The organism is Oceanobacillus sp. FSL K6-2867, from assembly GCF_037963145.1.
Taxonomy (GTDB): Bacteria; Bacillota; Bacilli; order Bacillales; family Amphibacillaceae; genus Oceanobacillus.
The window spans coordinates 293,182-319,550 of sequence record NZ_CP150144.1; the positions used below are offsets into that span (position 1 = coordinate 293,182).

Annotated in this window: 22 protein-coding genes and 1 pseudogene; 1 reads left to right on the forward strand and 22 read right to left on the reverse strand. The window is 39.1% G+C overall.

Going from position 1 to position 26,369, the window contains the following annotated elements; genetic code table 11:
- Positions 1 to 342: 342 nt before the first annotated feature.
- The 5 genes from NSQ77_RS01405 to NSQ77_RS01425 form a co-directional block, all read right to left on the reverse strand.
- Positions 343 to 741: an IS3 family transposase gene (locus NSQ77_RS01405; protein WP_339228425.1), complete on the reverse strand. Its 399-nt coding sequence runs from the start codon at positions 739 to 741 to the stop codon at positions 343 to 345.
- A 136-nt stretch (positions 742 to 877) separates the two neighbouring features.
- Positions 878 to 1,042, reverse strand: coding sequence for a helix-turn-helix domain-containing protein (locus tag NSQ77_RS01410; RefSeq protein WP_339228426.1), 165 nt, complete (start codon positions 1,040 to 1,042; stop codon positions 878 to 880).
- 206 nt (positions 1,043 to 1,248) lie between these two features.
- A complete protein-coding gene (locus NSQ77_RS01415) occupies positions 1,249 to 1,560 on the reverse strand; it encodes a hypothetical protein (protein ID WP_339228427.1) in 312 nt (103 codons plus the stop codon).
- Positions 1,561 to 1,575: 15 nt separating this feature from the next.
- The gene (locus NSQ77_RS01420; protein ID WP_339228428.1) at positions 1,576 to 2,136 is read right to left on the reverse strand and encodes a DUF2812 domain-containing protein; all 561 of its coding nucleotides are present in this window, start codon (positions 2,134 to 2,136) and stop codon (positions 1,576 to 1,578) included.
- 14 nt (positions 2,137 to 2,150) lie between these two features.
- Positions 2,151 to 2,459, reverse strand: coding sequence for a PadR family transcriptional regulator (locus NSQ77_RS01425; protein ID WP_339228429.1), 309 nt, complete (start codon positions 2,457 to 2,459; stop codon positions 2,151 to 2,153).
- Between the two features lie 393 nt (positions 2,460 to 2,852).
- Here NSQ77_RS01425 and NSQ77_RS01430 point away from each other — a divergent pair, with 393 nt between their 5' ends.
- Positions 2,853 to 3,461, forward strand: a complete 609-nt coding sequence (locus NSQ77_RS01430; RefSeq protein ID WP_339228430.1) for a DUF2599 domain-containing protein — start codon at positions 2,853 to 2,855, stop codon at positions 3,459 to 3,461.
- A 223-nt stretch (positions 3,462 to 3,684) separates the two neighbouring features.
- On the opposite strand, the pseudogene NSQ77_RS01435 reads toward NSQ77_RS01430, so the two are convergent.
- The 17 genes and pseudogenes from NSQ77_RS01435 to NSQ77_RS01515 all read right to left on the reverse strand — a co-directional run bounded on the left by NSQ77_RS01435 (position 3,685) and on the right by NSQ77_RS01515 (position 26,346).
- Positions 3,685 to 4,513: pseudogene (locus tag NSQ77_RS01435) on the reverse strand (ATP-dependent DNA ligase).
- 12 nt (positions 4,514 to 4,525) lie between these two features.
- Positions 4,526 to 4,672: a hypothetical protein gene (locus NSQ77_RS01440; RefSeq protein ID WP_339228431.1), complete on the reverse strand. Its 147-nt coding sequence runs from the start codon at positions 4,670 to 4,672 to the stop codon at positions 4,526 to 4,528.
- 88 nt (positions 4,673 to 4,760) lie between these two features.
- Positions 4,761 to 5,252, reverse strand: coding sequence for a YtxH domain-containing protein (locus tag NSQ77_RS01445; RefSeq protein WP_339228432.1), 492 nt, complete (start codon positions 5,250 to 5,252; stop codon positions 4,761 to 4,763).
- 21 nt (positions 5,253 to 5,273) lie between these two features.
- Positions 5,274 to 5,681 carry a DUF948 domain-containing protein gene (locus NSQ77_RS01450; protein ID WP_339228433.1) on the reverse strand — a complete coding sequence of 136 codons (408 nt, stop codon included), beginning with the start codon at positions 5,679 to 5,681 and terminating at the stop codon, positions 5,274 to 5,276.
- A 465-nt stretch (positions 5,682 to 6,146) separates the two neighbouring features.
- Positions 6,147 to 7,457 (reverse strand): UDP-N-acetylmuramate--L-alanine ligase, encoded by a 1,311-nt coding sequence (murC, locus tag NSQ77_RS01455; RefSeq protein ID WP_339228434.1) that lies wholly within the window; start codon positions 7,455 to 7,457, stop codon positions 6,147 to 6,149.
- Between the two features lie 133 nt (positions 7,458 to 7,590).
- Positions 7,591 to 8,706 (reverse strand): nicotinate phosphoribosyltransferase, encoded by a 1,116-nt coding sequence (locus tag NSQ77_RS01460; protein ID WP_339228435.1) that lies wholly within the window; start codon positions 8,704 to 8,706, stop codon positions 7,591 to 7,593.
- A 195-nt stretch (positions 8,707 to 8,901) separates the two neighbouring features.
- Positions 8,902 to 11,256 (reverse strand): DNA translocase FtsK, encoded by a 2,355-nt coding sequence (locus tag NSQ77_RS01465; RefSeq protein ID WP_339228436.1) that lies wholly within the window; start codon positions 11,254 to 11,256, stop codon positions 8,902 to 8,904.
- A gap of 323 nt (positions 11,257 to 11,579) precedes the next feature.
- A complete protein-coding gene (gene ytpR / locus NSQ77_RS01470; RefSeq protein WP_339228437.1) occupies positions 11,580 to 12,182 on the reverse strand; it encodes a YtpR family tRNA-binding protein in 603 nt (200 codons plus the stop codon).
- Positions 12,183 to 12,216: 34 nt separating this feature from the next.
- A complete protein-coding gene (locus tag NSQ77_RS01475) occupies positions 12,217 to 13,023 on the reverse strand; it encodes a DUF1444 domain-containing protein (RefSeq protein WP_339228438.1) in 807 nt (268 codons plus the stop codon).
- Between the two features lie 27 nt (positions 13,024 to 13,050).
- Positions 13,051 to 13,368: a thioredoxin family protein gene (locus tag NSQ77_RS01480; protein WP_339228439.1), complete on the reverse strand. Its 318-nt coding sequence runs from the start codon at positions 13,366 to 13,368 to the stop codon at positions 13,051 to 13,053.
- 89 nt (positions 13,369 to 13,457) lie between these two features.
- Positions 13,458 to 13,970 (reverse strand): hypothetical protein, encoded by a 513-nt coding sequence (locus NSQ77_RS01485; RefSeq protein WP_339228440.1) that lies wholly within the window; start codon positions 13,968 to 13,970, stop codon positions 13,458 to 13,460.
- Between the two features lie 294 nt (positions 13,971 to 14,264).
- Positions 14,265 to 14,966 carry a 4'-phosphopantetheinyl transferase superfamily protein gene (locus tag NSQ77_RS01490; RefSeq protein ID WP_339228441.1) on the reverse strand — a complete coding sequence of 234 codons (702 nt, stop codon included), beginning with the start codon at positions 14,964 to 14,966 and terminating at the stop codon, positions 14,265 to 14,267.
- A complete protein-coding gene (locus tag NSQ77_RS01495; RefSeq protein WP_339228442.1) occupies positions 14,959 to 16,380 on the reverse strand; it encodes an MDR family MFS transporter in 1,422 nt (473 codons plus the stop codon). The genes NSQ77_RS01490 and NSQ77_RS01495 overlap by 8 nt, the downstream gene beginning before the upstream one ends.
- A 2-nt stretch (positions 16,381 to 16,382) precedes the next feature.
- Complete coding sequence (locus tag NSQ77_RS01500; protein ID WP_245347693.1) at positions 16,383 to 16,604, reverse strand: MbtH family protein; 222 nt, start codon at positions 16,602 to 16,604, stop codon at positions 16,383 to 16,385.
- A gap of 25 nt (positions 16,605 to 16,629) precedes the next feature.
- Positions 16,630 to 23,772 (reverse strand): amino acid adenylation domain-containing protein, encoded by a 7,143-nt coding sequence (locus tag NSQ77_RS01505; RefSeq protein WP_339228443.1) that lies wholly within the window; start codon positions 23,770 to 23,772, stop codon positions 16,630 to 16,632.
- Between the two features lie 18 nt (positions 23,773 to 23,790).
- A complete protein-coding gene (locus NSQ77_RS01510; protein WP_339228444.1) occupies positions 23,791 to 24,702 on the reverse strand; it encodes an isochorismatase family protein in 912 nt (303 codons plus the stop codon).
- A gap of 30 nt (positions 24,703 to 24,732) precedes the next feature.
- Positions 24,733 to 26,346 carry a (2,3-dihydroxybenzoyl)adenylate synthase gene (locus tag NSQ77_RS01515; RefSeq protein WP_339228445.1) on the reverse strand — a complete coding sequence of 538 codons (1,614 nt, stop codon included), beginning with the start codon at positions 26,344 to 26,346 and terminating at the stop codon, positions 24,733 to 24,735.
- Positions 26,347 to 26,369: the final 23 nt, after the last annotated feature.

Genomic DNA, 26,369 nt, shown 5'->3' on the forward strand with positions numbered 1-26,369 from the left:
GTAAATAATACTTTTCACATTTAAGCGTTCCCCAAAACGATTCCATTGGTCCGTTATCAATACATTTACCGACACTAGACATACTGTGTACCATCCCAGCTTCGTTTACCCTGCGTTTAAATCCATGAGAAGTATATTGAAATCCTCGATCACAATGAATAAGTGGATGTTCTTCATCGTATAATGAAACTTCTAATGTTTTGAAAACTAACCAATTATTATTTCGATGTCCAAAAATATAACTAACAATAGATCCATCATATAAATCACGTATGGCATTTAAATACGCTTTTTTAGAAGTGCCATACTTAAATTCAGTGACATCAGTTACCCATGTTTCGTTTAGTTCTTCTGCTGTTGAGGGACAGATCGTCTATAAGGTTTCTTCTTTCTACGTATGACACATTGTAATTTAGCGATTTTCATTAAACTATAAATTCGTTTGTGATTGATTTTATGCCCATATTTATTTTCAAATTTCTTGTCCAAGTTTAGCTTCATTCGACGGTATCCATAAATACCTTCCACTTTTTCATGTAAGGTGACCTTTTCTTTTATAATTTCTTTATTTTGAATTTCCCGTTTAGATGGTTTGCGATTCAACCATTTATAATAAGCAGTGCGTGCAATTTCTGTGATTTCACAAAGAAGGAAGATAGATAGATTTTCCTCCATATGAATTTCTTTTATTGCGATATATTTATCTTCAAATCTTACTTGATTTATTTTTGCCTCCTTCAATCTTCTCTAACTTTTTTAGGAATGCATTTTCTGCACGTAATCGTTCATTTTCTTTTTCTATTCGACGCATCTCTAGCTTCATCTTTTCTTCTGGAGATAATTCTTCTTCACTTTTGGAACGTCCTCGTTTATCCTTTCATGCATCCCATCCATTAGCTTCATATTTACGCACCCATTGATAAACTTGTTGATAGGATACTTTACGGATCTCCGCAGTTTGTTGATAATTCTTATCATTCGCCAATGTATCTTGTACAATCTTAATCCGTTCTTTCCAGTTAGTTTTTCTCCCTTTAGTCATAGAACTTTTCCTTCCCTTTGCCGTATCTTTTAATTCTCTATGACCATTATACTGTTTTAATTTAAGGGGTAGCGGCAGGAAAATGCGAATTAACAACGATAAGGAAATCCAGATATAAAACAAGCCTAATCTCTCGGGTAAGAAATTAGGCTTTGATTACTTCCATTAACGACCATTATAGCTGAAGAAGGTTGAATGAGTAGTTATCATTTACTTCTTTTGTTATATACAATTGCACTAATTACATTAAGTACAATAGTAACTATAGAAAGCAGGAAAGAAAGACGAACCACACCTTTAGAAGTGTCCATAAGAGCCGACCAATCCTCTATCCTGACTAAGTAATCGTTATATAAAATTTGAAAACATAGCGAGATTACACAAGCACTAATACTTGCTATCGAAAATAAAACCCAAGTTTTGTTATTATCTTTATTACGCTTTGCCAGACTTGCAATAGGTAATATCCATGCAATCAAACCCAGCACAAGGCTTCCAATATTTAACAAACCATACATAATCATGTCCCCTTTCTAATTCATATTTTCAATTATTTTCTTGAGTTTGAAAAATCCTGATAAATATTTTGTTGAGTAAAGAGTCAGTACTAATCCGCCAAGCCATATCAGCGATACAATGAAAATGATACCTAATGGGAAGAAGCTATAAAGAAACATATTTAATGCTAATACACATGAAATGATAATCGAAATGACTGTTAGAGGGATAAGTTGAACCAGCTTACGCTTGATAATCTTTCTGCACATAGCGAGTTTCGTTTCACGATCACTGAATATTTTTTCTTCGCTCCCCTGTAAAGCAGGTTTTGAAAAATAAAATCTGCCGTCTTTTTCAGCCACGAATTCCCATCCAAAATCAGTAAATAATTGTACATATTCACTTTTACGCTGTTCTTTCGGATTAAAGTCTATCTGATATATAGCAGCTTCTTTATCGCATTTTTCAAAAAAATATTTCTTGCCTCTTGTATCGGTCAATCTCCATCCAGCGTTGTGTTGAGTGGATAAAAAGTCTTGCTCCTCCTCAAAATCGGATATATAAAAACTCCTTCTGATTGTTTTCTTTTCAATCATTATTACACCCCTCCCTATGCTCTTGTGTTTTTATATAATCTTTCAATACGCAGGATTTCAATATCTAATATTTCACGTCCTAAATCAGTGATTTTATAAAATTTTCGATTACTCTCTGTTTTCACAAGAACAATTAGCCCATCTTTCTCCATTTTGGACAAACTGGTATATACCGTCCCTGCCCCTAGATCTATTTCACCTTTTGTGAGGGTTTTCACGTGTTTCATGATGCTATAACCATGCATTTCATTTTGCAAAGCAAACAGGATATAAAAGCTGGTTTCTGTCATTGGCATATAAAACCTACGTATTCTTTTATCCAATCAAACACCACCTTCCTTATAGCGTACTATGATATAAATGATTATAGCGAAGTGTGATACATTTGTCAAAACCTGATTTTAAAGAACGAAATAATCACTGAAAGCCGTGAATTACGCTTCTAATAGCAATTCACTACTAACAAATATAACTAATTTACAAAAAATTTACATAAAACAGTTATATTATCCTATTTGGTTTTAAGGGGTAGTTTACTAGAATGGAAAGAGACAGGGGTGGTACTTAGGTAGTTTTACTAATGGGCTCAGTTGTGATAGACGGAGGGGAGTGATACTGACGGGCAATAAAGCAATAAAGCATTGAAGCATTTCTTATATTAATGAACTAAAACTACTTTTAAGTAGAATTTTAGTAGAATGCGAGGAGAAATTAGAATGAAAAACAAACTGAAAACGGCGGCTTTCATTGCATTAACTACCCTTATGGTATTCGGTAATTTTAATCCAGTATCCGCAGCAACTAAAACGGATGAATTTAAGTATTTAAAGGACGCAATCGAAACAGTTGACGCTGTACCTTCTGAGGAAAGAGATCAATACATGGAAGATAACCGTGATTGGATTGATGAAGTTGGAGTGAGACTGGAATCTTATGTTGAATCCTTTCCAGAAGAGGAGCGAAATGATGTAGTTTCGCGTCTTTTAAGCGATAACACTATGGGAAAAGTCGAAATTGCACTTAGCGGAAATCTTGATGAATACTTTAATGATGTATGGACTTCTACACGTGGCGGTTATTACACATATTCAATGGAACCAAAGTGGTCCGTCAGACTTTGGGGACCAACAATGGAGGCTGCTTGGAGTGAATTAGGAAGAAATTATAGTGGTATCCGAAACGACAACGGAAGTTTATGGAACCAATATAAATGCCATTGGGATTATGATGTTTTTGGTGCAGTAGCAGGAAGCTGGGATTTAGAGGTAGGTAGACCGATTGTTTCTGACTGGGAAATGTTCACGTCTCGTTGCAATCCGAAATAATTAAATAATCAAATTTATATGGTGAGCTCATACTCTTCCAAGAAAAGGTCGCGCTACATACTCTAAGACCACTAAAACTGTCTAAACGTTGTTAAAATCGGGGTAATCGTCTTGAAAATAGGCTTATCGTTGTTAATCTGCATTTTCCTGACGGTACCCCTTAAAGGCAAAAGGAGCTTGGATTCGATTCCCAACTCCTTTTTTTAATACTCTTTCCCCAATTCTAAGAAATGAATTGATGGAAGGACGGTATTCTTAATTTATGATTGCGTGTCCAGTTACGGAATTTCACATTACATGGAATGCCTTGATTAAAACGTATGATTTTATCCGTTTCCTTCACGCCGTGTCTTTCCACTTCTCTATGAATCTTTTTTCTACCATGGACAGGCACAAATTCCATTAATCCAATGGGTTGTCCGTCATCGATTAAGCTTAATAGAAAAGAACGGTCCTTCTTCACCATGCCGTTATCATCACGTCGATATATTTATATTTGATGACCTTCAACCATTGATCGGAGCGTTTATTGACGTGATACCTCGAATCCTTTCGCTTCAGGGCAATCCTTTCCAGGTCTTGTTCCTTTACTAAATGGAAATACGGTATGCCATTCCTTCGGCCCATTGAACCTGCACTGTCTTTTCCGAATGGAATTCCAGCTTATTCAGACGTTCTTTGCGTTCGATAAGCGGGAAGGACGTAATCCTTTCACCGGCATAATAAAGGATATCGAATACGCAGAATTGAATGGGATGCTTGCTCTTTTTGCTCTTGAACCGCTCCATCATTGCTTCGAAATCAGGTACACCATTCGCGCCAGGAACAATCAATTCTCCATCCAAAACGGTACCATCTGGTAGTTCCAGAACTTCGAATATTTCTGCAATTAGGGCTGTTACTTCGTTGTTGTGTCTCGTATAGTGACGAATTTTATTGTTAAATTTGGAGAGTATGAGACGAATTCCATCCAATTTGAGTTCGGTGATATAACACTCCGAGTCAAACGGTTCGGATACTCTTTCCAATAACATCGGACTGATAACATACATACCACCTCTATTCTATTGTAGCAACAATAGAGGGGTCCCGAAACAATAGACATCCGGAACTCCGTATCTTGCACCTAATTCTCCTATTGAATATTCTTCATTTTTATATTCCTTAATCACTTCATACTTAAACTCAATCGAATAATATTTATTGGACATAAAAACTCCCCTTAAGTTAGACAGATGTTTTATTTTTAATCTCTCTACCTTAAGGGGAGCATATCAGACTGTGACAGTCTTTTTCAACTTATTTTGTTGCTGTTTTTGCCGTTTTTTTAACTTCCTTTTTCTTATCTGCTGCATCTGTTTTTACTGCTTCAGTCTTTTGTTCAGCATCCGCTTTTACTTCTCCTGCCTTTTTGGCAGCATCTTTTTTTACTTCGTTTGCTTTTTGAGCAGCAGTTTCTTTTAATTCCTGCGATTTTTGTGTAACGTTCTCTTTAAATTCTTGAGATTTTTGAGCAACATTTTTAGAAAATTGTGATGTCGTATCCACAGCTTTCTTTGTCAGCTCAGCACTTGTTGCGAATGCTTTATCTTTCAGCACCATACCTTTTTCCTGTGCAGCATCCTTGAACTCACTAGCACGACCCTTTACTTGTGTAGCACCCTGATTGATATCGCTTCGCAGCTCTCTTCCTGACTTTGGTGCGAATAGTAATGCTGTTGATGCACCAATAATAGCTCCCACAAGTGATCCAATAATAAAATCTTTGGTATTAATATTATTTTCTGGCATCCTGATTCCTCCTAAATTTAATTATTTTCTTTTTCTTTTATTCCAATATTCCAGTATGGAAGCTCCCCATTTGACTGCCTGAGCAGCTTTTTCCTGATCCTCCTTAGAGTATCGGGATATTGTACTGGAAAGTTGCCTCAATGTTTGATTAAAATCTTTAACTGTATCGCCAATGCCTCTTGCACCTTCAAATAGCCCATCTAACTTTGCAGATTTATGATTGATATCGTCAGCTAAACGATTTGTTTTATTTAAAAGCTGCGTTGTTTCAGTTGTTACACCTTGTATTTGCTTTTCAAGTCCTTGCATTGTATTAGATACGTTGTTCAGGGTTTCTTTTGTTGCTTTTAACGTGATTACTACATATACTACCAGCACAATAAATGCAATAACTGCAAGCAGTGCGGCAATATATAATATAACTTCCATTTCTAAAATCAGCTCCTTTTATGTATCGAATTGTGTGTGAGGGTCTTAGCAAGAGCATTTCTTTTCATCATACAGTTTTTTAAATAATACCCTAAATGAGAAAGGATAAACCTATGTATGAGCGAAGAAATACACTGTATTATGTACAATAAAGTGCGTTTGCCTCTCATTCCTTTGCCCTTATAGTATAACCCTTTCTCTTAACAATTTCGACAAATATGATAGAATTCCTGCCTGTCCGCAAGAAAATGTATCTTACTTGTATAGCTTATTTTCCCATAAAATTTGTTTCGTAAACATGAACAGGCTAAAGCTATTTTTTTATTGCATTAAATCTAAATACATCGTGGAGATTTCTCCGTCTATCTGAACAATTATTATTCAACCGCAGACAGACATGGCTGTTTGGTTGCCAAGTTCTTTTTAGCAAAAAACCATCAATTACTGGAATTGATGGTTTTCGGATTAATTGTTTATTGAATTTGTTAATGTGTTTTCATACGCTTTTTGGAACTTCTGAATGTCTCCAGCACCCATAAAAATGACAACACTGTCTTTATACTGCTGTAAGACTTCCGTATGACTTAATTCTAAAATTTTGCTATCAGGAATTAATTGCTGTAAATCATCAATTGTCAGCTGACCAGATTCCTCTCGTGCTGAACCAAAGATATCACATAGATAAACACAATCTGCTTCATTTAGGCTATCAGCAAACTCTTGTAGAAATGTTTTCGTTCTTGTAAACGTATGTGGCTGGAAAACAGCTGCAATTTGCTTATTCGGGTATTTCTTTCTCGCAGACTCAATTGTCGCCATAATTTCTCTTGGGTGATGCGCATAATCATCAATAATTACTTGATCTGCAATTTTCTTTTCGCTAAAGCGACGCTTAACACCTTTGAATGTAGTCAGATTCTGAATATCCGCTGCTTGAATACCTTCATAATGGCATATCGCGATGACTGCGAGCGCATTTAAAATATGATGATTTCCGTACATCGGAATCGTAAATGTATCATAGTACGTATTTCTTACAAAAACATCAAACTGGGTACCATTTTCCGTTTCTTGGATATTCTGAGCTTGAAAGTCATTTGTACCGGCAAACCCATAATAAATAACTGGAACCTTCGTATGAATCTTTTGTAATTCTTCATCATCACCACAAGCGATAATACATTTTTTTACACGGTCTGCCATTGATTGAAACGCATCCACTACATCATCAAGACTTGTAAAGTAATCCGGATGGTCAAAATCAATATTTGTCATAATCGCATAATCAGGCTCATAGCTTAAGAAATGACGACGATACTCACATGCTTCAAATACAAAATACTGGCTGTCAACATGACCATTGCCTGTACCATCACCTATTAAATAAGAGATAGGGAATGTTTCATCCAATACATGAGCTAATAGCCCAGTTGTTGATGTTTTCCCGTGGGCACCTGTAATAGCAATGCTTGTATACTGCTTTAGCCATTCTCCCAGAAATTCATGATATCTGTAAAACGTACAGCCTAATCTTTTCGCTTCCTGGATTTCTATATGCTCATCTGAAAATGCATTTCCGGCAATAACGGTAAACTCTTTTTTAATATTGCTTTCAGAGAAAGCAAGAATTGGAATTTGTTTTTTTTCCAGTGCTTCTTGCGTAAAAAAATTCTTCTCATAGTCAGACCCTTGCACCTTTTCACCCGAATCATGAAGGATCTGAGCAAGAGCACTCATTCCTGTTCCTTTAATACCAATAAAATGGTAAGTTGTCATAAACGAACCTCCAACTTGTTCATACAAACGTTACATTTGCAAATTGTATGAAAGGATATTCACACCGATTCATTATAGCAAAAATTGATTTAGATTCAAATACTTTTCTCTCATTTTCAAAATCAATGCTGTATCATGCATTCGGAGCGTTGTATTCAACCTTCTCCAATCGTGGGTTTGGCCTGAACCTGCGTCCTTCCTTTGCTTCCGGACTTCCATTAAGAAGTACCAAATCTCCTGTAAACCCGATATTTAACCGGAGCAGGCTCCTTCCGACACCATACATATCGACAGGCACTCCAGCTTTTTCAAATTCGGTAATCCGTTCCTCTGTGAACCCACCTGTAACCATAATTTTAACATGCTGGAAGCCATCATCATCCAATGCTTCTCTTAATGCAAATAACAATTCAGGATTCACACCTCTTGGGTCAAATGTACCCATTAGATGGTGGTTTCTTAAAAAGTACTTATCCACTAATGTACGTGACGTATCGAGACGAACGGATTTGAGTGCATCTCCAAATTCTCTGGCTACCTTCAATGAATCTGTTATCACATCGTTATTATAATCAACAAGCGCTGCCAATTCGTCTTCCGGAAATAGTTCGTGATAGGCTTTGGCCGCTGCTACGGTATCTCCACGGAACATTTGAATCAATGCATGCGGCATTGTTCCCATTCCCTCTTTCCCCCACCATTCATTCATGGCATGGGTAGCTTGTGCAGTGGACCCACCGATAAATGCAGCATATCCGTCCCCTGCCTGTGTCGTGTAGTGGTCATCACGATCTCCCATAAAAACAACTGGCTTTTGCTCCCCGGAGGTTCGTGCAGCTTTTACCACATTGTATACATTTGTCGCGACAGATGTTCTTCTTGCAAGGATTCCATCAATAATTCCTTCTAAATAACCGAATTGCTGATATGACCCTGAAATAGTTAAAACCGATTCGTACGGGTTGATTTTATCTCCATCTTTAAGCGAGTGAATTTCCAGCGTTTCAGGACGATCCGCGAACGTATGTAATAATGCAATTACCTCATCAGTTCCACATAATACGGCATGCTCCTTCTGAAAAAACTGCATCGTCACATAATTATTAGCTAATTTTTCCTCTGCAATTTTTTTCGTTTTTAAAAAATATACAGCTGAAAACCATCCGTCACGGATTCTTTCATCAAATTTAAAAGTTTTATTCGTTAAACGTTTTATTTTGCCTGCTAGCTTTTGTTCAATTTCTTTCATGTTAGGGCTCTCCTTATTGGTTGCAATTCGTTCTTTTTGAGGATGGCAATAAGTACGGTGTTAAGCTGCGCTGACCCGACTTTCGGCCCATAAGATGCTCTGCTCAGCTGCTGCTAAGTCCAACACGGCCATTTCATCCTCGATTTCGGACACGTATTTTTATCATATAGAAAATTCCTCAACTAGACAAATAAATTACATTTCGTCTAGCTGAGATGGACTAACTAATACTTCTCGTGGTTTACTCCCGTTTTGCCCCGAAATTATACCACGCTCTTCCAGTGCATCAATTAAACGCGCCGCTCGATTGTAGCCAATTTTAAAATGACGCTGCAAGAGTGATGTGCTGGCACTTCGATGATTCATAACGAATTGAATTGCTTCATCCATTAGTTCATCTGCATCTTCATCAAGCGTTATTTGCTCCAGTAATTGTTCCTGTTCGAAAAGATAATTCGGCTCTGCTATACTTCTTGCATAGCTTGTAACCCGTTCGATTTCCTCGTCAGAGACGAATGGTCCTTGCAAACGTACGCTTTTCCCAGCACCATTTTCCACAAATAGCATGTCTCCTCTTCCAAGAAGCTTTTCTGCACCACTGGAATCAATAATCGTACGTGAATCGATCTGCGACGATACGCTAAATGCAATCCGTGTCGGGATATTTGCTTTTATCAGACCTGTGATTACATCTACAGATGGACGCTGTGTTGCCAATAATAAATGTATTCCACATGCTCTTGCTTTTTGAGCGATTCTGCTAATGGAATCCTCGACATCCTGAGGTGACATCATCATTAAGTCAGCAAGCTCATCAATTACAATTACGATAAACGGCATTTTTGCATTGGGGCGCCCCTGTTTGATCACCTTCTGATTATAGCGTTCAATATCTCGCACACCTTCCTCAACGAATTTTTCATAACGCTCTTCCATTTCATTAACTGCCCACTTAAGACTTTGCGTTGCAGCTTTCACATCTGTTATAACGGGTGCAACTAAATGCGGGATACCATTATAAGGTGCAAGCTCGACCATTTTTGGATCAATAAGCAAAAATTTCACATCTTCATGATTTGCTTTGTAGATGAGACTAATTAAAATCGTGTTAATACAAACACTTTTTCCGGAACCTGTAGCTCCTGCAATCAAACCATGTGGCATTTTTTGAATATTTGTCACCTTCGGATTGCCTTCAATTGTTAAACCGAGCGCAATGCTAAGAGGTGATTCACTTTCCTTAAATTCTTCTGTTTCAAAAATGCGCTGCAAGCCTACCATTTCTGCTTTAGGATTCGGCACTTCAATTCCAACCGTATTTTTCCCCGGAATCGGTGCTTCAATACGTATATCTCTTGCAGACATGTTCAACTTCAAATCATCTGAAAGATTTTTAATCTTACTTACCTTAACACCTAGCTCTGGATGTACTTCAAACCTCGTAACTGACGGGCCTTGTGTTGCTTTCACAACACGTGCACGTACATTAAAATATTTTAATGTTTGTTCCAGCAATTGCTGTTGCTCCATTACCCAGATATTGTCATCATTGTTTTTTTCCACCGGATCATTAAGCAAGTGAACAGGAATATCACGTTCAGGCTTAGGCTGTTGCTCGTTGATGATATCAATAACTTCCTGCTCCACTGCTGATTGCTGATGTAAAGTTTCTTTTTCTTGCTCTGTTTCTATTTTTTCAATCGGAGTTATTTGTTGCTTTCTTGCTTCATTACGTTTCCGATCATAAAGCCGCTTTTTGTCTCTTGGAGTCATGATGACATTAAATGGATCAGACGCGCCTCGACTTCTTCTTTCCGATACTTGCTGTGTGCTAATCGGGTTAACCTTTTCTGTTGTTCTTCTTTCCTGCTTCCCTGGATACGTATTTTTCATTTTCACTTCACTTTCAGCAGGTTCCTGTGTGGCTGCAGCCTCTTTTTCAGCCGTAATTACAGGCCTTGTCTCTTCCAATTCAGGAGATGATGCCTTTGTAATTGTTTCAGCCTTTTTGTTTTCTTCTATGGCAGATACTGCAGATTTCCGCCCATGTTCCTCTGTATTTTTGGGGATAAATGCAGGTCTTTCATTACGCTTCCCTTCCTGAATTTGATCCTTTCGTTTATATGCAGGGACATTTTCAATTTCATTTTCTTGCTGCCTCTTTTGATACCCATAAATTGGCGACGGTACGTCTGTCGGCTGAAATGGGACATCTGGATTTTTTTTGTATACCTTTCGATCCTTCCTGATCGGGTCTTCGTATGTCCTCTTTTCTCGCTTATCATCCTTCGTTATTGCAGGAGCTGTCTTTTCCTGATCAGCTTTTATTTTAGAAGGCCGATTAGTTGTTTCTTTGGTTGGTTCATCTGGTATTACAGGGAATCGAAATGAATTTCGCTCTGGATATTGATACATCATTCTCGTTTCAACTTGTTTGCTTTCTTTATTATGAAGACTATGATTTGCCTTAATTTCCACAACTTCTTCAACTTCCACTTCTACTTCTTCAGTAAATATATTTTTTAATTTTTTCTTCCATTGATCAAACATATCTATCACTCTTTCTTTTCTTTAGCAAACAGAAAAACAGACTGGTTTCCTGCTTATCCCTAAAAACCATAGTATTAGCATTCAGGTCAATTATTTTCTATTCTAGCAGTTTTTAGGTTTTTTTGGAATGAATGTGGAAAAACATAAGTGGAATTACCTGGTTTATCGTTATTTTTATGGGTCTCAAGCAATACCGCTGCAAAATTTTCAATTAGAAAACATGGCATTCAACAAGTCTCTGAACAAATTCTGAACAAATGTCTTATTTATTAAAAAAAGACAACCAGTACCGATCATACGGAGGTTGTCCTTTCAAACACAAACTAAAATTTAAATTCTTCTCCAATTGTATAGGAGTCATCCAATACATAAATTCCTTTTTCCGCTGGTGCATTTGGAAGACCTAATTCTTTTTGTGAACAGATCATACCATGTGATGGCACGCCGCGTAATTCAGATGGTTTAATTTTCAAACCACTGGGCATTGTTGCACCAACTTTGGCAACAACTACTTTTTGACCTGTGTCAACATTTGGTGCACCGCAAACAATTTGCAAGGTTTCATTGCCAACATCAACTTGGCAAACACTTAATTTATCCGCATTTTCATGACTGTTTTTACTTGTCACATAGCCAACGACAAATTTAGGGCTTAAGTCAAAATCAAGCTGATCATTCAGCTGGTTCTTTACGAATAATTGCTTGATCTCTTCTAAAAATGATTCCGTTAGCTTTATCTTTCCTGTCTCAGTTAAATCTAAATGCTTCGAAGCTTCAAAAATATTGTAACCCAGCACTTCACTCTCTTTTGAGGTTATTTTCGTAACGGGACCGAAAGATTGGTGCTCGATCTCATAACGGTCACCTTCTTTGATTGGAATCAGCAATACGTCACCGATACCATCTGGATTGTAAAACACATCCATTATGTTCATTCCTTTCTAATAATTGATCTTTAATCTAGTTTTTTTCAGGTTTATTTTTTGCGAGTATAAAGATTGGCTCCAATTTCTTATCTTCATATATAAATGGAAGTGAGGTAATTGGGATGCGCCCCTCAGCGAAAAACTTCATCGTCATCTGCGCTAAAATATCATAACCCATTTTATTTTGAATGTCAGCTATAACTAATACATCTTGATGGGGAACAGCTACAGTTAAATCCCCTTTCGAATTTGCCTTCATCTCTTCTAAAAATGCTTCATTCAAAATCCTGCTTGCATCATACCCATCTTGTGTTGCTACAAAATAAAAATCATTGTCTGCTACTTGATCATGCTTGTACTCATGTCCTAATGAACGCAAATTAAATGTTGCCATTTCATCAATCCTCACAGTTGTCCAGCCTTCCTGTTCGAGCAGCTTCTCGTCAATCAAACGATAGGATTTCCCTAAATCCAGTGCATAGAAAACACGGGTTTCTGCTGTATGGTCCTTATAGACAAGCTTATCGCCAGATTTTGTTTCGGTCGGGAAGGATGGCGATCGCATAACCGGGAAGATTTGTTTCTCCATTCCAGTCAACTGATGCTCTTCATTCATAATCCGGAGCGCTTCCTTAACATGCTCCTCCAGCTCATCAATAGCTACTTCACCACGCTGATTGTATTTTACAATGACATTTGGAAGTGCAATCGTAATTCCTTGCATTGATTCCTTCCACTCTACTCGGAAAGTATCTTTATCACGATTAAACGAAGTTCTGAAATGCTCATTAGCAAATCGTTCTTCTAATATATTTTTCATTTTAAAGCTCGTCATTTTCATATGCCTGTCACCTCCTGTGCTATGTGTTTAAGCCGGCAATCCATTAATAAAACGCTCAATCTCTTCTTTGGTTTTCCGGTCCTTACTCACAAAGCGTCCAGCTTCTTTACCGTCAACAAAAGCTAAGAAGCTTGGAATACCATATATATCGTACTCTTGACATAGCTCAATAAACTGGTCTCGGTTTACTTCAACAAATTGATATGCTGAATAATCCTCTTCGATTTCAGGTAAGATTGGCTCTATGACGCGGCAATCCGGGCACCAGCCAGCAGAAAACATAAAAATAACATGTTCATTATCTTTTAATTCATTAAATTGCTCAATCGTTTCTAACTGTTTCATTTCGATTCAACTCCTTTTCTTTCTCTATCATAGCTTTGTTTTAGATAGTATTCAATTATCAAGGGCTGTGCTTTTTGGCTTCCTTTGAGCTATTCTTCAATGGCAATTGTTTTCGCAATTTTCATTAACTCAATTGCATCATTTTCTATTCGTGACTTTTTCGTATACGTCGTAATTTTCACACCGCCAATGCCAATTTGCAATTCATAGCCTTCACCTTCATCAGGCAGTACACGTAAATAGCCAAAGCCCAAATCATCACGAAATGATTCCAGCAAGAGTCCTTGGTCAGTCTGGGCAGCCTCGAAATTCATTTCACTTGAAGCAGGCTCTAACTCATTATAGAAAACGATATAGGTTTGTTTCCCATCAACTAAAACCAAATTGCTTTCATCCTTACTCTCCACTTCCAGCTGATCCGGTATATAAATAGATTTATTTTCCATTTCATAATTCGTTTCAATCGGTGCCTCACTATAAAAAGCTGTTTCTGCCGCTTCTTTTGCACCTGCCAATGCTTCTTCCTCTGATTTAAGTCCACACCCTGCAAGCAACATAATAGCTGACGTTATAGCAGATAGTGCAACGATTCGTTTTTTCACGATGCTTCCTCCTAGCTCGTACGTTTTAACCATTGTTCATGATACTATGAAATGATTTATTTTTAAAGAACAAAGGCGAGGCATCAAGATAGCGACGCACGGACTGCCCCCTTTAGGTTGATTCGAGGGAAAGAACATTCTACGGGGGAGGAGATAAAGAAAACACGGTGTTTTTGGATATTCGATAAAAGCAGCAATAAATGGAATGACTGCATATGTTAATACAAAATAAACTTGAGCAGTAAAGGTTCACTGCTCAAGTTTTTGTTTAATCTTCTCCAAAACTTTTGGTTTCTATATAACATCGCTGCATAGATGGTTAAAATTTACCTGATACGGATACTGACAAAAGTTATATTCTGTTGCACCATGTGCACATACAGCAAGCTTGTAGCCTGTTGCAATTGTGAATTGTTTTAGCATGAAATCCTTAACCTCTTCATTTCTATCCATATCTATAATAACGAACTGGTCTAACTTTGTTTTTTTCACCCGAAACGAGTGAAGCGGAATAGCCAACCCTTTTCCTAATGCCTTCACATAACTTTCTTTCATTGTCCAATAATCATAGCATGCAAGACTTTTATTCTCTGCAGCAAGTATTTCCCAATATTCAAACTCGGTAAAAAGCTGCTTAGCCATACATAAATCGAATGCCTTTACCTTTTCTACATCAATACCGACCTGCTGATCGTTCACCGCACAGACAACAAAATCACCAGAATGAGAAATATTAAATTGTATAGAAGGATAATCTGGAAAATAAGGCTTACCATATGCATTTTTTCCTATAGTAATATCCTGCACTCGCTTCCCTTTCCGTTTATAAAGTACATGCTTAATCAACAGTTCACCAATCAATGTCCGGTAAGCATCAGCAAGGTGAAAGAATTGCAGTATTCGCTTTTGGCTCTCGTCAGATACATATGTCAGCAATGATGTTAACTCCGATTGGCTTTTTTCTTCGGGTAATCGGCAAATAAAAACTTCAACCAATCCCTTTTCTCCTTTCCACATCTTCCGATTGCAACTGTGGCTTACGCTTATTTTCCGTTTCTTTAAATCTCATTGCAATGATCCATGCGATAATTAGAAATATAGCAGCGCCGAACAATGCATACTGATAGGTCAATAATCCAATATGTTCACCCTCTACTGTATCTGTTGCACCTAGTGCACTTGCCAAAATAGCTACGCCAAGTACAGAGCCAAGTCGGTTTTGCATGTTAAATAATGTCGTCGCCCTGCTCATAGAAGCAGAATCAATATGTTTAAATGCAGAAATTTGTGCAGCTCCTACGCTCTGGCCTAGGAAAAACCCTATTCCGAACATCAATACTCTCAGCAACCATGGATTAGATGATGCGGATAGTGCAATAAGTATAAATACAATAATGGTTCCTAATAGAGAAAAGATTAACAGACGCTGCAATCCAAGTTTTTCCAACGTCCAAGGCATGATCTGAGAAGCTACCATTAGTCCAAGTGCTTCTATAAATGTCGTTAGTCCTGTGTGTAAAGCACTTACATTTAATGCGTTTTGGTACATGAGCGGAAATACGTACAGCATCCCCAATAAACCAGCCGCTGAACAGAGACTGATTAGACTCATTGTGCGAAACATCGGATCTTTTAAGAGGCTTAAATTGATCATCGGTTTATCGATACGAAGTTCTACAAGAACTAGCGCAATCATTAAAGAAATACCGACAAGACCAGTAATTAGAATTTCCGGAGAAGTCCAACCTTTTATCGCACCTTGTGTGAGTGCATAAATTGACATCGAAAAACCTGATAGCGACAGTAAAAAACCTTTATAATCAAATTTGCCTACCGCTTCCTCCAGATGTTCCTGCAAGTATACCTTCCCTATTACTAAGGCCAATATGCCAATTGGAATATTTATATAAAATATCCATCGCCAGGAAAGAACATCTACAAGCAACCCGCCAATTACCGGACCAAGTGCAGGTGCAAGCGCAATCGGTATAATAAGTATACGTGAAAGCTTTGGTCGTTCTTCATGGGTAAACGTTCTAAATAAAATCGCCATACCAACAGGGGTAAGAAAACCTGCCCCTATGCCCTGCAAAATTCGAAACAGGTTCAATGTAAACATATTGTGAGCTATTCCGCATAATGCCGACGCAATCGTAAATATTGCAAGCGCGGCTAAAAATACACGTTTCGTCCCAAAACGGTCTCCGAACCAACCAGCTGCTGGAAGAAACATCGCTAAGCTAATGAGATAACCGATATTGATCGTCCCTGTAGCAGCAGGGGGAACGTCGAACGCCTCCCCTATTGCCGGTAACGCAACATTAACAATTGTACTATCAAGTGCAGACATAAACATAGCGAGTACATAAACAATGACTACTGCTACTCTAGCATTAAAATATTGCTTCATTCCTAAGCCCTAGAACCAATGCTTTCAGATACTCTCAAACTATTTGGCATCTGATTATGCCAATGTGATTTAATATAATCCAGGCACTTTTCGCGATTGTCTGCTCCGTAAACATTTTCCCATCCTGATGGTATATCCAGAAAGTCGGGCCAGAGTGAATACTGGCCTTCCTCATTGATTAAGACTACATAAATTCCATCCGGATTTTCGAAAGGATTGCTCATCATCTATCTCTCCTCTATGAATCTATTAAGGTAAGTCATACATGCTGTTTAGCTTTCCAGCAATAATTTTTCCGATTTCTGCCAAAGGCTTGGGCTGACACATATCCTTATGACGGCAATGAATATCATATGCTTCAAGGGCCCCATGGATATATGATTCCCATGAGTTGACATGTATCGGGTCAAACCACTCTGGAATAATAGTCGACCGGAAAAAGAGAACATCACCAACAAATATTTCCGGTTCCGATTTGCTTAAAATTTGTACAGATTGTACATATGTTTTCTTCAAGTTCATAATCACAGCATCATCAAGACTTGCTAATGCACTGCCGTCTTTCTTAAGCAACTCAATTACATGCTCCAATTCCAATGGCTTCTCCCCAAGACTTTCGGGATCATACCCTCCTAAGGCAAGTAAAGCAATCTGCGCTTCTGATTCGTCAGGCATATTGTTTATTGGGAGAAAATGATTTGGATATGCATCCAGCATAGCTACAAGTGCGACTTTATCTCCTTGTTGTTGAAGTTTTGCTGCCATTGTCTGAATAACATTTCCACCTAGTGACCATCCAATCAAATGATAAGGACCTTCAGGCTGAACAGTTTTTATCTGCTCAATATAATCCGCCGCCATTTCATCCAAAGACTTCGGATAGTTGCCTGGCTCCGAAATTCCTCGTGCCTGCAAGCCGTATATCGGAAAATCCTTCCTTAATGCTTTGATCAGCCCCGCATAGCACCAACTAAGCCCTCCTGCAGGATGCACGCAAAATATCGGTGGAAGACTACCGCTTCTACGCAGTGGTAACAACACGTTAAGTGCACTTTGATCATCACCAATTTCCAATCGTTCAGCAAGCCCTGCAACAGTCGGAGATTCAAAGAGATTACCAATACTAAGCTCTATACCGAACGTTTCTTTAATTCGCGTCATCAACTGTACAGCGAGCAGAGAATGACCACCAAGATGGAAAAATTCATCATCGATCCCTACGTATGGCACTTCAAGTACTTCCATAAATAGGTTACAAAGGACTTCTTCTTGTGGTGTTCTTGGCCCACGTCCAGTCATTTCTACTGCATAGTCAGGTTGAGGTAATGCCTTGTAATCGAGTTTTCCATTAGGTGTTAATGGAAATTCGTCGATCACTACAAACGCTGATGGAACCATATAATCAGGCAAACGTTTTGCAACCCAATGCCGTAAATCAACACGCTCTCCATTTTCGCTTCTCTCTAAGTCAACATAAGCTATAAGCCGTTGATCACCCGGTTGATCTTCCCTGCTTATCACGGTTGCTTGCTCTACTTGAGGATGTTCAGAAAGCACATGTTCAATCTCTCCTAATTCAATTCTGAATCCTCTTATTTTAACCTGCTGGTCGGCTCTGCCTAAATAGTCCAGGACCCCGTAATCTTTCCAACAAGCTAAATCCCCGGTGCGGTACATTCTTGCACCCCTTTCCCCATAGGGGTTTGCGACAAAGCGACCTGCAGTTAATTCAGGACGCCCAAAATAACCTCTTGCTAATCCAGGACCGGATACATATAACTCTCCAACGACACCTAATGGAACCGGCTGAAGAAAATTATCCAGTACAAATACATCAAGATCAGGTATTCCTTGGCCAATAATACTGGCTGCCTTTGCGGAAAGAGTTCTCTTGCTTAGTTCCATGTAAGTAACATGAACGGTTGTTTCTGTAATACCATACATATTGATTAGTTTCGGTGCATCATCAGCATGTCTTTCATACCACTCTTCTAATCGACTTAATTCGAGTGCTTCCCCTCCAAAAATGACATACCTGAGTGATAGGTTCTGACCAATCACCTCCTGTTCTCGATCAGCTTGCATTAACTGATAAAATGCAGAAGGTGTCTGATTTAATACGGTAACTCCTTCTTGAGCAAGTAACTTCAGAAAATCAGCAGGCGAACGGCTAATCGTGTGTGGTACAATAACAAGACGACCACCATACAATAGAGCACCCCACATTTCCCAAACAGAAAAGTCAAATGCATAAGAGTGAAACAGCGTCCATACATCATCGGCTCTAAATTGGAACCATTGATCAGTTGCCGTAAGCAAACGATGAACATTTTGGTGTGGAATAACAACGCCTTTCGGAAGCCCAGTTGAGCCGGAAGTATAAATAATATAAGCTGGATGAAGCGGCATCAACGGCTGCACTCGTTCATGATCTGTCGGATTTGTATCCTTCTTTTTATTTAACTCTTCCATTATTTCCTTTTTGTCCAAGATAATACTTGAGGTTATATCCGTTTCCGGAAGTTTATCCGCGTATGCTTCATTCGTAATAATAAACACTGGCTTTACATCTTCCAGCATAAAGGCGATACGTTCACTTGGATAATTCGGATCGAGTGGCACATATCCTGCACCTGCCTTTAGTATCCCTAACAAACCAATTATCATTTCAAATGACCTTGGCAGAGCAAGTGCGACAAAATGTTCTGGACCAACACCTGCATCCATTAATAGATGGGCAAGCTGGTTTGCTTTTTGATTCAGTGTTCTGTAACTCATTTTTTCGTTTTCAATTACAAGTGCAATATTTTCTGGATGAAGCATCGCTTGTTTTTCAAATAGCGATGGCAAGGACAGCTCTTGCATATCTTCATTCATACTTCCAGGTGTAAGCAGCTTTTGCTTTTCTTCCTGTTCCAATATTTCGAGACGGCCAATTGGTTGTTCCTGATCCTTCACAGCTGATTCTAATAACTGAATAAGCCGCCTTACCATCAATCTGATAGTTTCTTCCGTAAAAAGGTCCGTGCTATATTCCAGGAAAGCCTCTAAACCCTCAGCATTCCCAATATCAGTAAAACGTTCACGAAACTCTAACGTAAAATCGAACTTAGCTGCTCCTACACTATAAATCGATAAATCAGTCTCTAAATCAGGTAATTCAAGATCTGGATCTGGTGTATTTTGTAATGCGAGCATAATTTGAAATAACGGATGCTTTGACCTGGAACGAACCGGATTTAGTACCTCTACTAATCTTTCAAACGGTAAATCTTGATTTTCATAAGCATTGATATTAACCTTTCTCACTCTGTCCAGCAATTCCCGGAAGCTTGGATTACCGGATGTGTCTGTACGCAATACCAATGTGTTTATAAATAAACCAACAAGATTTGTTAGAGCATCATCATTTCTTCCCGCTACAGGGCTTCCTAAAGGTATATCAGTTCCCGCTCCTAGTCTAGTCAGCAATGCTGTAAGCCCTGCTTGTAATGTCATAAATAAGCTGACTCCGTTTTTGGAAGAGATATCCAGCAACTGCTGATGCAGTTTCGGCCGAATTGTAAAATGGTATGTCTCCCCCTGATAACTTGACTCCAATGGGCGAGGATAATCTGTCGGTAATTCCAGCTGTTCAGGCAAATCTGCTAATGTTTTCTGCCAGTATGCAAGCTGTTCATCAGCTAAAGAATTGGTATCCTGCTTTATATCCAGCATTTCTTCTTGCCACAGCGCATAGTCTGTATACTGGACAGGTAATGCTGTCCAGTTTGGAGCTTCACCTTGACAACGACTGATATATGCCTGCTTTAAATCCTCTGTTAAAGGTGTCAGCGACCAGCCATCACCCACAATGTGATGCAGTAATAGGACAAGCACATACTTATCCGTTTCTACTTCAAAAAGCTCAACGCGAAATGCCGGCTCCTCTGACAAGTTAAAACAATATCTTACAGCTTTATTCAATTGATCATTTAATCTTCCTTTTTCAATTTGATGCACATGCAATACAGGTTTGGTCGCTTCTTTGTCTAATATAAGCTGCTGGGCAGCACCTGCTTGTTCGGGGAAAATTGTTCTTAATGATTGATGTCGTTCAACCACATCAATCAGAGCATCCTGTAATGCAGCGCAATCCAATTTTCCTTTTAAATGAACGACAACTGGGATATTATAAGTAGGGCTAGGTCCTTCCAGCTGGTAAAGGAACCATAAACGACGCTGCGCGAATGATAACGGAATTATTTCTCGTACTCCTGACTTCTCAATAGGGGGTCTCACTTGCTTCCCCTTGTCCAACTGCTTAACAAGAGCAGCAACAGTTGGACTCTCGAAAATTTTTCCAATACCAATCTCAACTTCAAAAACTTCACGAATTTTACTAACTAACTGAGCAGCAAGCAGCGAATGTCCACCAAGATCAAAGAAACTATCATCAATTCCTGTATGCAGCACACCAAGAACTTGTTTATATAAATCACATAATATTTCTTCTTGCGGAGTTCTTGGTTCTCGGCTATGCTCACCTTTGATAATATCCGGTTCCGGTAACGCTTTCCGATCTATTTTCTTATTGGGCGTTAGCGGGAAAGCGTCTAATATAACAAATGCGGAAGGGACCATATGGGCAGGCAGCTTATTTCGAGCAGATTGGCGAAGTTCTGTTAGATTAATTTCTTCCCCTGTCTCTGGTACAAGATAAGCAATCAGCCGTTTATCTCCCAGCTGATCCTCCCTAACGACAGCTACTACTTGACTAACAGTAGCGTCTTTTGCAAGAAATCCTTCAATTTCTCCAAGCTCTATTCTGAAACCTCTAATTTTAATCTGATGATCTGATCTGCCTATATATTCAAGCCTGCCATCCGCTCTCCAGCGGACAACATCGCCAGTTCTATACATTCGATCTCCGGATGAACCAAATGGGTTGGCAATGAAGCTTGTCGCAGTTAAATCAGGTCTATTAAAATATCCCCGTGCCAGCCCTCTTCCAGCTATATATAAATCTCCCCTCATTCCTGGGGGGACGGGCTGTAAACTGGAATCCAGCACAAAGACCTGTGTATTTCCAATAGGATTTCCAATGGAAGGGATTCCTGTTTGCTTCGGATCAACGTTCATCGCTGTAGACCATATCGTTGTTTCTGTTGGCCCATAAAGATTTGTTACTTCACAATTAATTTTACTAAGTGCTTCTGCCAAATTAGCTGTAAGTGCCTCACCACCTACAAGCACCCGCAGTCCCCGGATTTTTTGCGGGAATGACGAAACGAGGGCATGCCAATGAGTTGGTGTTGCCTGCATGACAGAAATACTATTTTCTTCAATTATATGCGCTAATGAAGCGGGATCTTTAACTACTTCTTTTTCTGCAATAACACAGCTTGATCCACTAATAAGCGGAAGAAAGATTTCCAGTGCCGATATGTCAAAAGCGATTGTTGTAACAGCTAAAAGTCGATCCTCTTCCCCTAATTTAAATCTGTTTTGCATCGAAAGAAGAAAGTTCATCAAGGCGCCAGCAGTAACAACAACACCTTTTGGCCGACCAGTTGAACCAGACGTATAAATCATATATGCTGGACGCTGAGGTGCTATTGGTACGCATAGAAATTCAGTATTAGCATAGGCAGCTAACCTTTCTTGAACAGCTAAATCATCCAGTACAAGATTTGGAACTTCACTTTCCGGCAAATCACACTCTATTGACTGATGTGTAAGTATACACACAGGCTTTGCATCATGCAGCATATATGCAATTCGATCAGATGGGTAATCCGGATCAATCGGTAGGTAGGCTGCTCCTGTTTTTAGAACAGCTAACACGGCAATAACCATATCTTCTGATCGCGGAAGTGCTAATACAGCAAATTTCTCAGGTCCCAGCCCATGTTCCTTTAGTAAGTGGGCAAGCCGATTAACTTGCTCATTCAACGCAGAATACGTAAGCGTCTTTTCATTAAATTTCAACGCCTGAGCCTTCGGTGTTGATATCACCTGTCTTACGAACATTTCCTGTACAGTTGCGGGCACTTGCTCTTGCGATGTATCATTCCATCTGTATAAAACATTGTCTTTTTCCTCTTGTAAAAGGACATCCATTTCCGCAACGTTTACGTCTGCTTTTGTCACTGCAATCCTTTCTATTACATGTAAAATTCGTTTGAGATGAAGTTCTGTTTCCTGTTCAGTATAAATATCAGCATTCGCGTTAAGATCAATTCTCAGCCCTTTACCATCACGCTGATTATAAATATTTAGAGAAAGATCATCCACTGGCCCAGTATGAAGCTTATGCGTCTTCCCAATACTTCCAGCAAAATTTAATTCATAATCAAATGGCATCATATTAATTTGCGGACCGAATAATCGTTGTTCTGCACCAACAAGCTTCAAATCTCGACGTAATGTTTCATGTCGGTAATTCTGATGCAAACGTACTTCATGTATTTCTCGCCTTACTTGCCGCATTAGTTCTGAAAAAGTCATAGCAGGACGCACCGCAAGACGTAATGGCAGCAAATTCATCACCATGGCAGGCACCCTTACCGAAGAAGTGCCCATACGGCACATCATCGGTAAACAAAGGACAACATCTTCAGCACTAGTTAATCGATGCGTATAAACAGCAACAGCCGCAACAATTACTTCATACAAACTTCCTTTTGTGGCCAATTGTTTCAATTGATCCATTGAATCAATTGGCACATAGCCTGTCTGATAGATAATCTGGTTTGATAATCGCGGAGAAGTGTCTGCAAAGCTTACTACTTCAGGTTGATCGTTAAAACGGTTCAACCAGAATTCGCGATCATGCACATATTTCTCTGAAGTAAGATATGCCTCATTTTCCTCTAACACATCTTGATATGACCCCAGTCTGTCTTCAGCAGAATGCTGGTATACAAGTGATGTATAAATCTGTGCAACTCGCTGTGCGATGAGTGCAAATCCATATGCATCCGCAGCAATATGGTGAATACGCTGATACCAGAAATACTTATCTGAATTCACCTTAAATAAAGCTTGCTCAAACAGTGAATCATGTGTCAGATCAATTGCTTCAGCAAAATCGGCCTTCATCCAGCTTTCAGCAGTTTGTCGCGGATTTTCCTCCTTGCTTACATCTATAAAGTGAAAAGAAAAATCTTTCTGCTCACGAACTTCCTGCCATGGTCCATCTTCATTCTCTCCAAATCTAGTATGTATCGAATCCGATTCTTGAATTGCCTGCCGCAATGCTTTTTCAAAGTGTTCGAGCTGCAGACTTCCGTTAATCTCAACATATTCAGCCGTATTATAAACTGGATTTTCCGGTTCAAGCTGCTGTGCATACCAAATACCAGCTTGGGCACCAGTCAATGTATGCTGCGCTACCATCGATTTAGGCATACTTACAAACCTCCTTTTTTATACCTTGTCTTTTACTCTGTCTATTAAATTCCACCACGCTAATAAGTTACCCTTTTCTGCCAGCCTGATAAAGTTAACTTCTAATCCGTTTTGTCTCCATGTTTCAACCAAACTCATTAACCGTATGGAATCAAGTCCTAAATCGAAAAGATCATCAGTATCTGAAAGTTCCTCAGCATCCAATTCCAGAAGTTCGGCAACTTGCTGGCGCATAGATTCAAAAGTAAATGATTCTGTCATTCGTGTTTCCTCCTTTTTATTCTCGCGCCCACTCACTTGCAATTCTCTCAGCATATCAGCAGTAGAAGTTATAGCTGCACATCGTTTTACTGCATATTCGATTGCCATTTTATGCTCATCCAATGAAAAATCTGCAACTGCATCAGCAACAAAGAAAGGCTGTATATCATACATAAATGCTTCAGCTGCAGTTAGAAGACACCCAATATGCGCATAAACACCACAAATAATTAATTGGTCACGCCCTTGTTTCTGTATAATATCCAGAAAGTCTGATCTTTTAAATGCACTGTAACGCCATTTTGTAAGCATCACATCATTCTTCTCGGGTGTGAGTGCATCAATAATGCTAGTCTGCGTTGGGTCATCCGAAAGCCCTTCACCCCAGAAGTCTGTTAAAAGTGCCCTATCCTTAGGGTTCTGATCGCCAGGCTGTGCTGTATAAACAACTGGAATGGATTGTTTTTTACATTGTGCTTTTAATAATTCAATATGATGTACCAGCTCAGTTACCGGTGATTGACCTCTGTTATAAAAATTTAAAAAGTAATTCTGCATATCATGAATAAGCAAGACAGCCCGGTCTGGGTTCACCTGCCATGAAACTTTATTTTCTGGAAAATCTGATACATTCGGCATTGGATAAGATAGAATCTTAGGAATACCCATTAAAAACACTTCCTCTCATAATTTTTGATTTTATATATTTGCTAGTTTTTCAGTAATCATCTTGCGCAGAGCTTTTTTACTGACTTTCCCAAAAGGTGTTTGCGGAAAGGAATTAACGATCTCGATTCGATCAGGAATTTTATAAGTTGCAATCCCTGTCTTTTGCAGAAACGCCTTTATTTCAGCGGCAGACGGTGTTTGCTTAAAAGGGATAATAAATGCACAAGACCGCTCACCAAGAAATTTATCTGGCATGGAGACAATCGCGACATCTAATACATGATGATGTGCAATCAGATGATCTTCCACTTCTTCTGCTGCTATTTTTTCACCACCACGGTTAATTTGATCTTTGACACGGCCTTCCATAACGATATATCCTGCTTCATTTAAACTCACTAAATCCCCTGTACGGTAAAATCCATCGGAAGTAAATGCTTTTGCATTATGTTGATCTGCTTTATAATATCCCCGAATTGTATATGGTCCACGGGTTAACAATTCTCCGGCTTCTCCTTGTGCTACTTCACGATCTTCTTCGTCAACAATCCGGATTTCATCGTAAGAGGACATCGGGCGCCCTTGGGTATGGATGACAATTTCATCTGGGTCATCTAATCTGGTATAATTCACTAAACCTTCAGCCATCCCGTATACCTGCTGCAATTTGCAATCAAATGCTGGCTGTATCCTTCTAGCAGTTTCTGAACTGAAATGTGCACCACCTACTTGAATAACCTGAAGACTGGAGAAATCGTATGAACGTGTCTTGACAGCTTCCAGCCAAATAATTGCTAGTGGCGGCACCAATGCTGTAATACTTACTTTCTCCTTTTCAATCAGTGGAAAGGCTTCATCCGGACTCGGACCAGAGGAAAGAACAATCCTGGCTCCAGCATAAAGTGCTCCAAGCACTCCCGGTGAACTTAACGGATAATTATGCGCAATCGGCAAAACAGCCAAATAGACGCTCTTCTCGTTTAGCTCACATATTTCATTGCTCCTGCGTAAGCTGTAAATATATTCGTCATGTGTTCTCGGTATCAGTTTAGAAAGTCCTGTACTTCCTCCTGAAAGCTGTAGAAATGCAAAGTCACTAGGTGATACTTCAGGCTGTATATAATTATCATCGATATATAAATCGGTTAATTTCATAAAATCCTCTGATTCACCAAGTGTAATAACATGCTGTAAGGAAGGTGTATTCTCACGTACTTCCTGAGCCATTTCCAGATAGTTATAGCCATTAAAATGATCTGGCATAATATACGCCTTCGCTTCCGAAAATGCGCAGAAATATTGGATCTCACTATATCGATGCGACGGAAGTGAAAACACTGGTAATACACCCAGCCTGAACAATGCAAAACAAACCTCAAAAAATGCAATTGTATTTGGTAATTGAACGACAACACGGTCTTCTTTTTTTAATCCTATCCGCTGAAAACCTGCAGCTAATTGATCTACTCTCTCATCTAATGTTTTATAGCTCACATGCTCTTCACCATACGTTAAAGCAATCTTCTCACTATACATAGCCGCTCTATCACGCAATATCTGCCCAAATGTTTCCCCCCGCCAGCAACCTGTTTCACGGTAAAATGCGGCAATTTCATGGGGCCAAGGTTGACATCCATCTAACAAAATAGTTTCCTCCCTGCTCATTC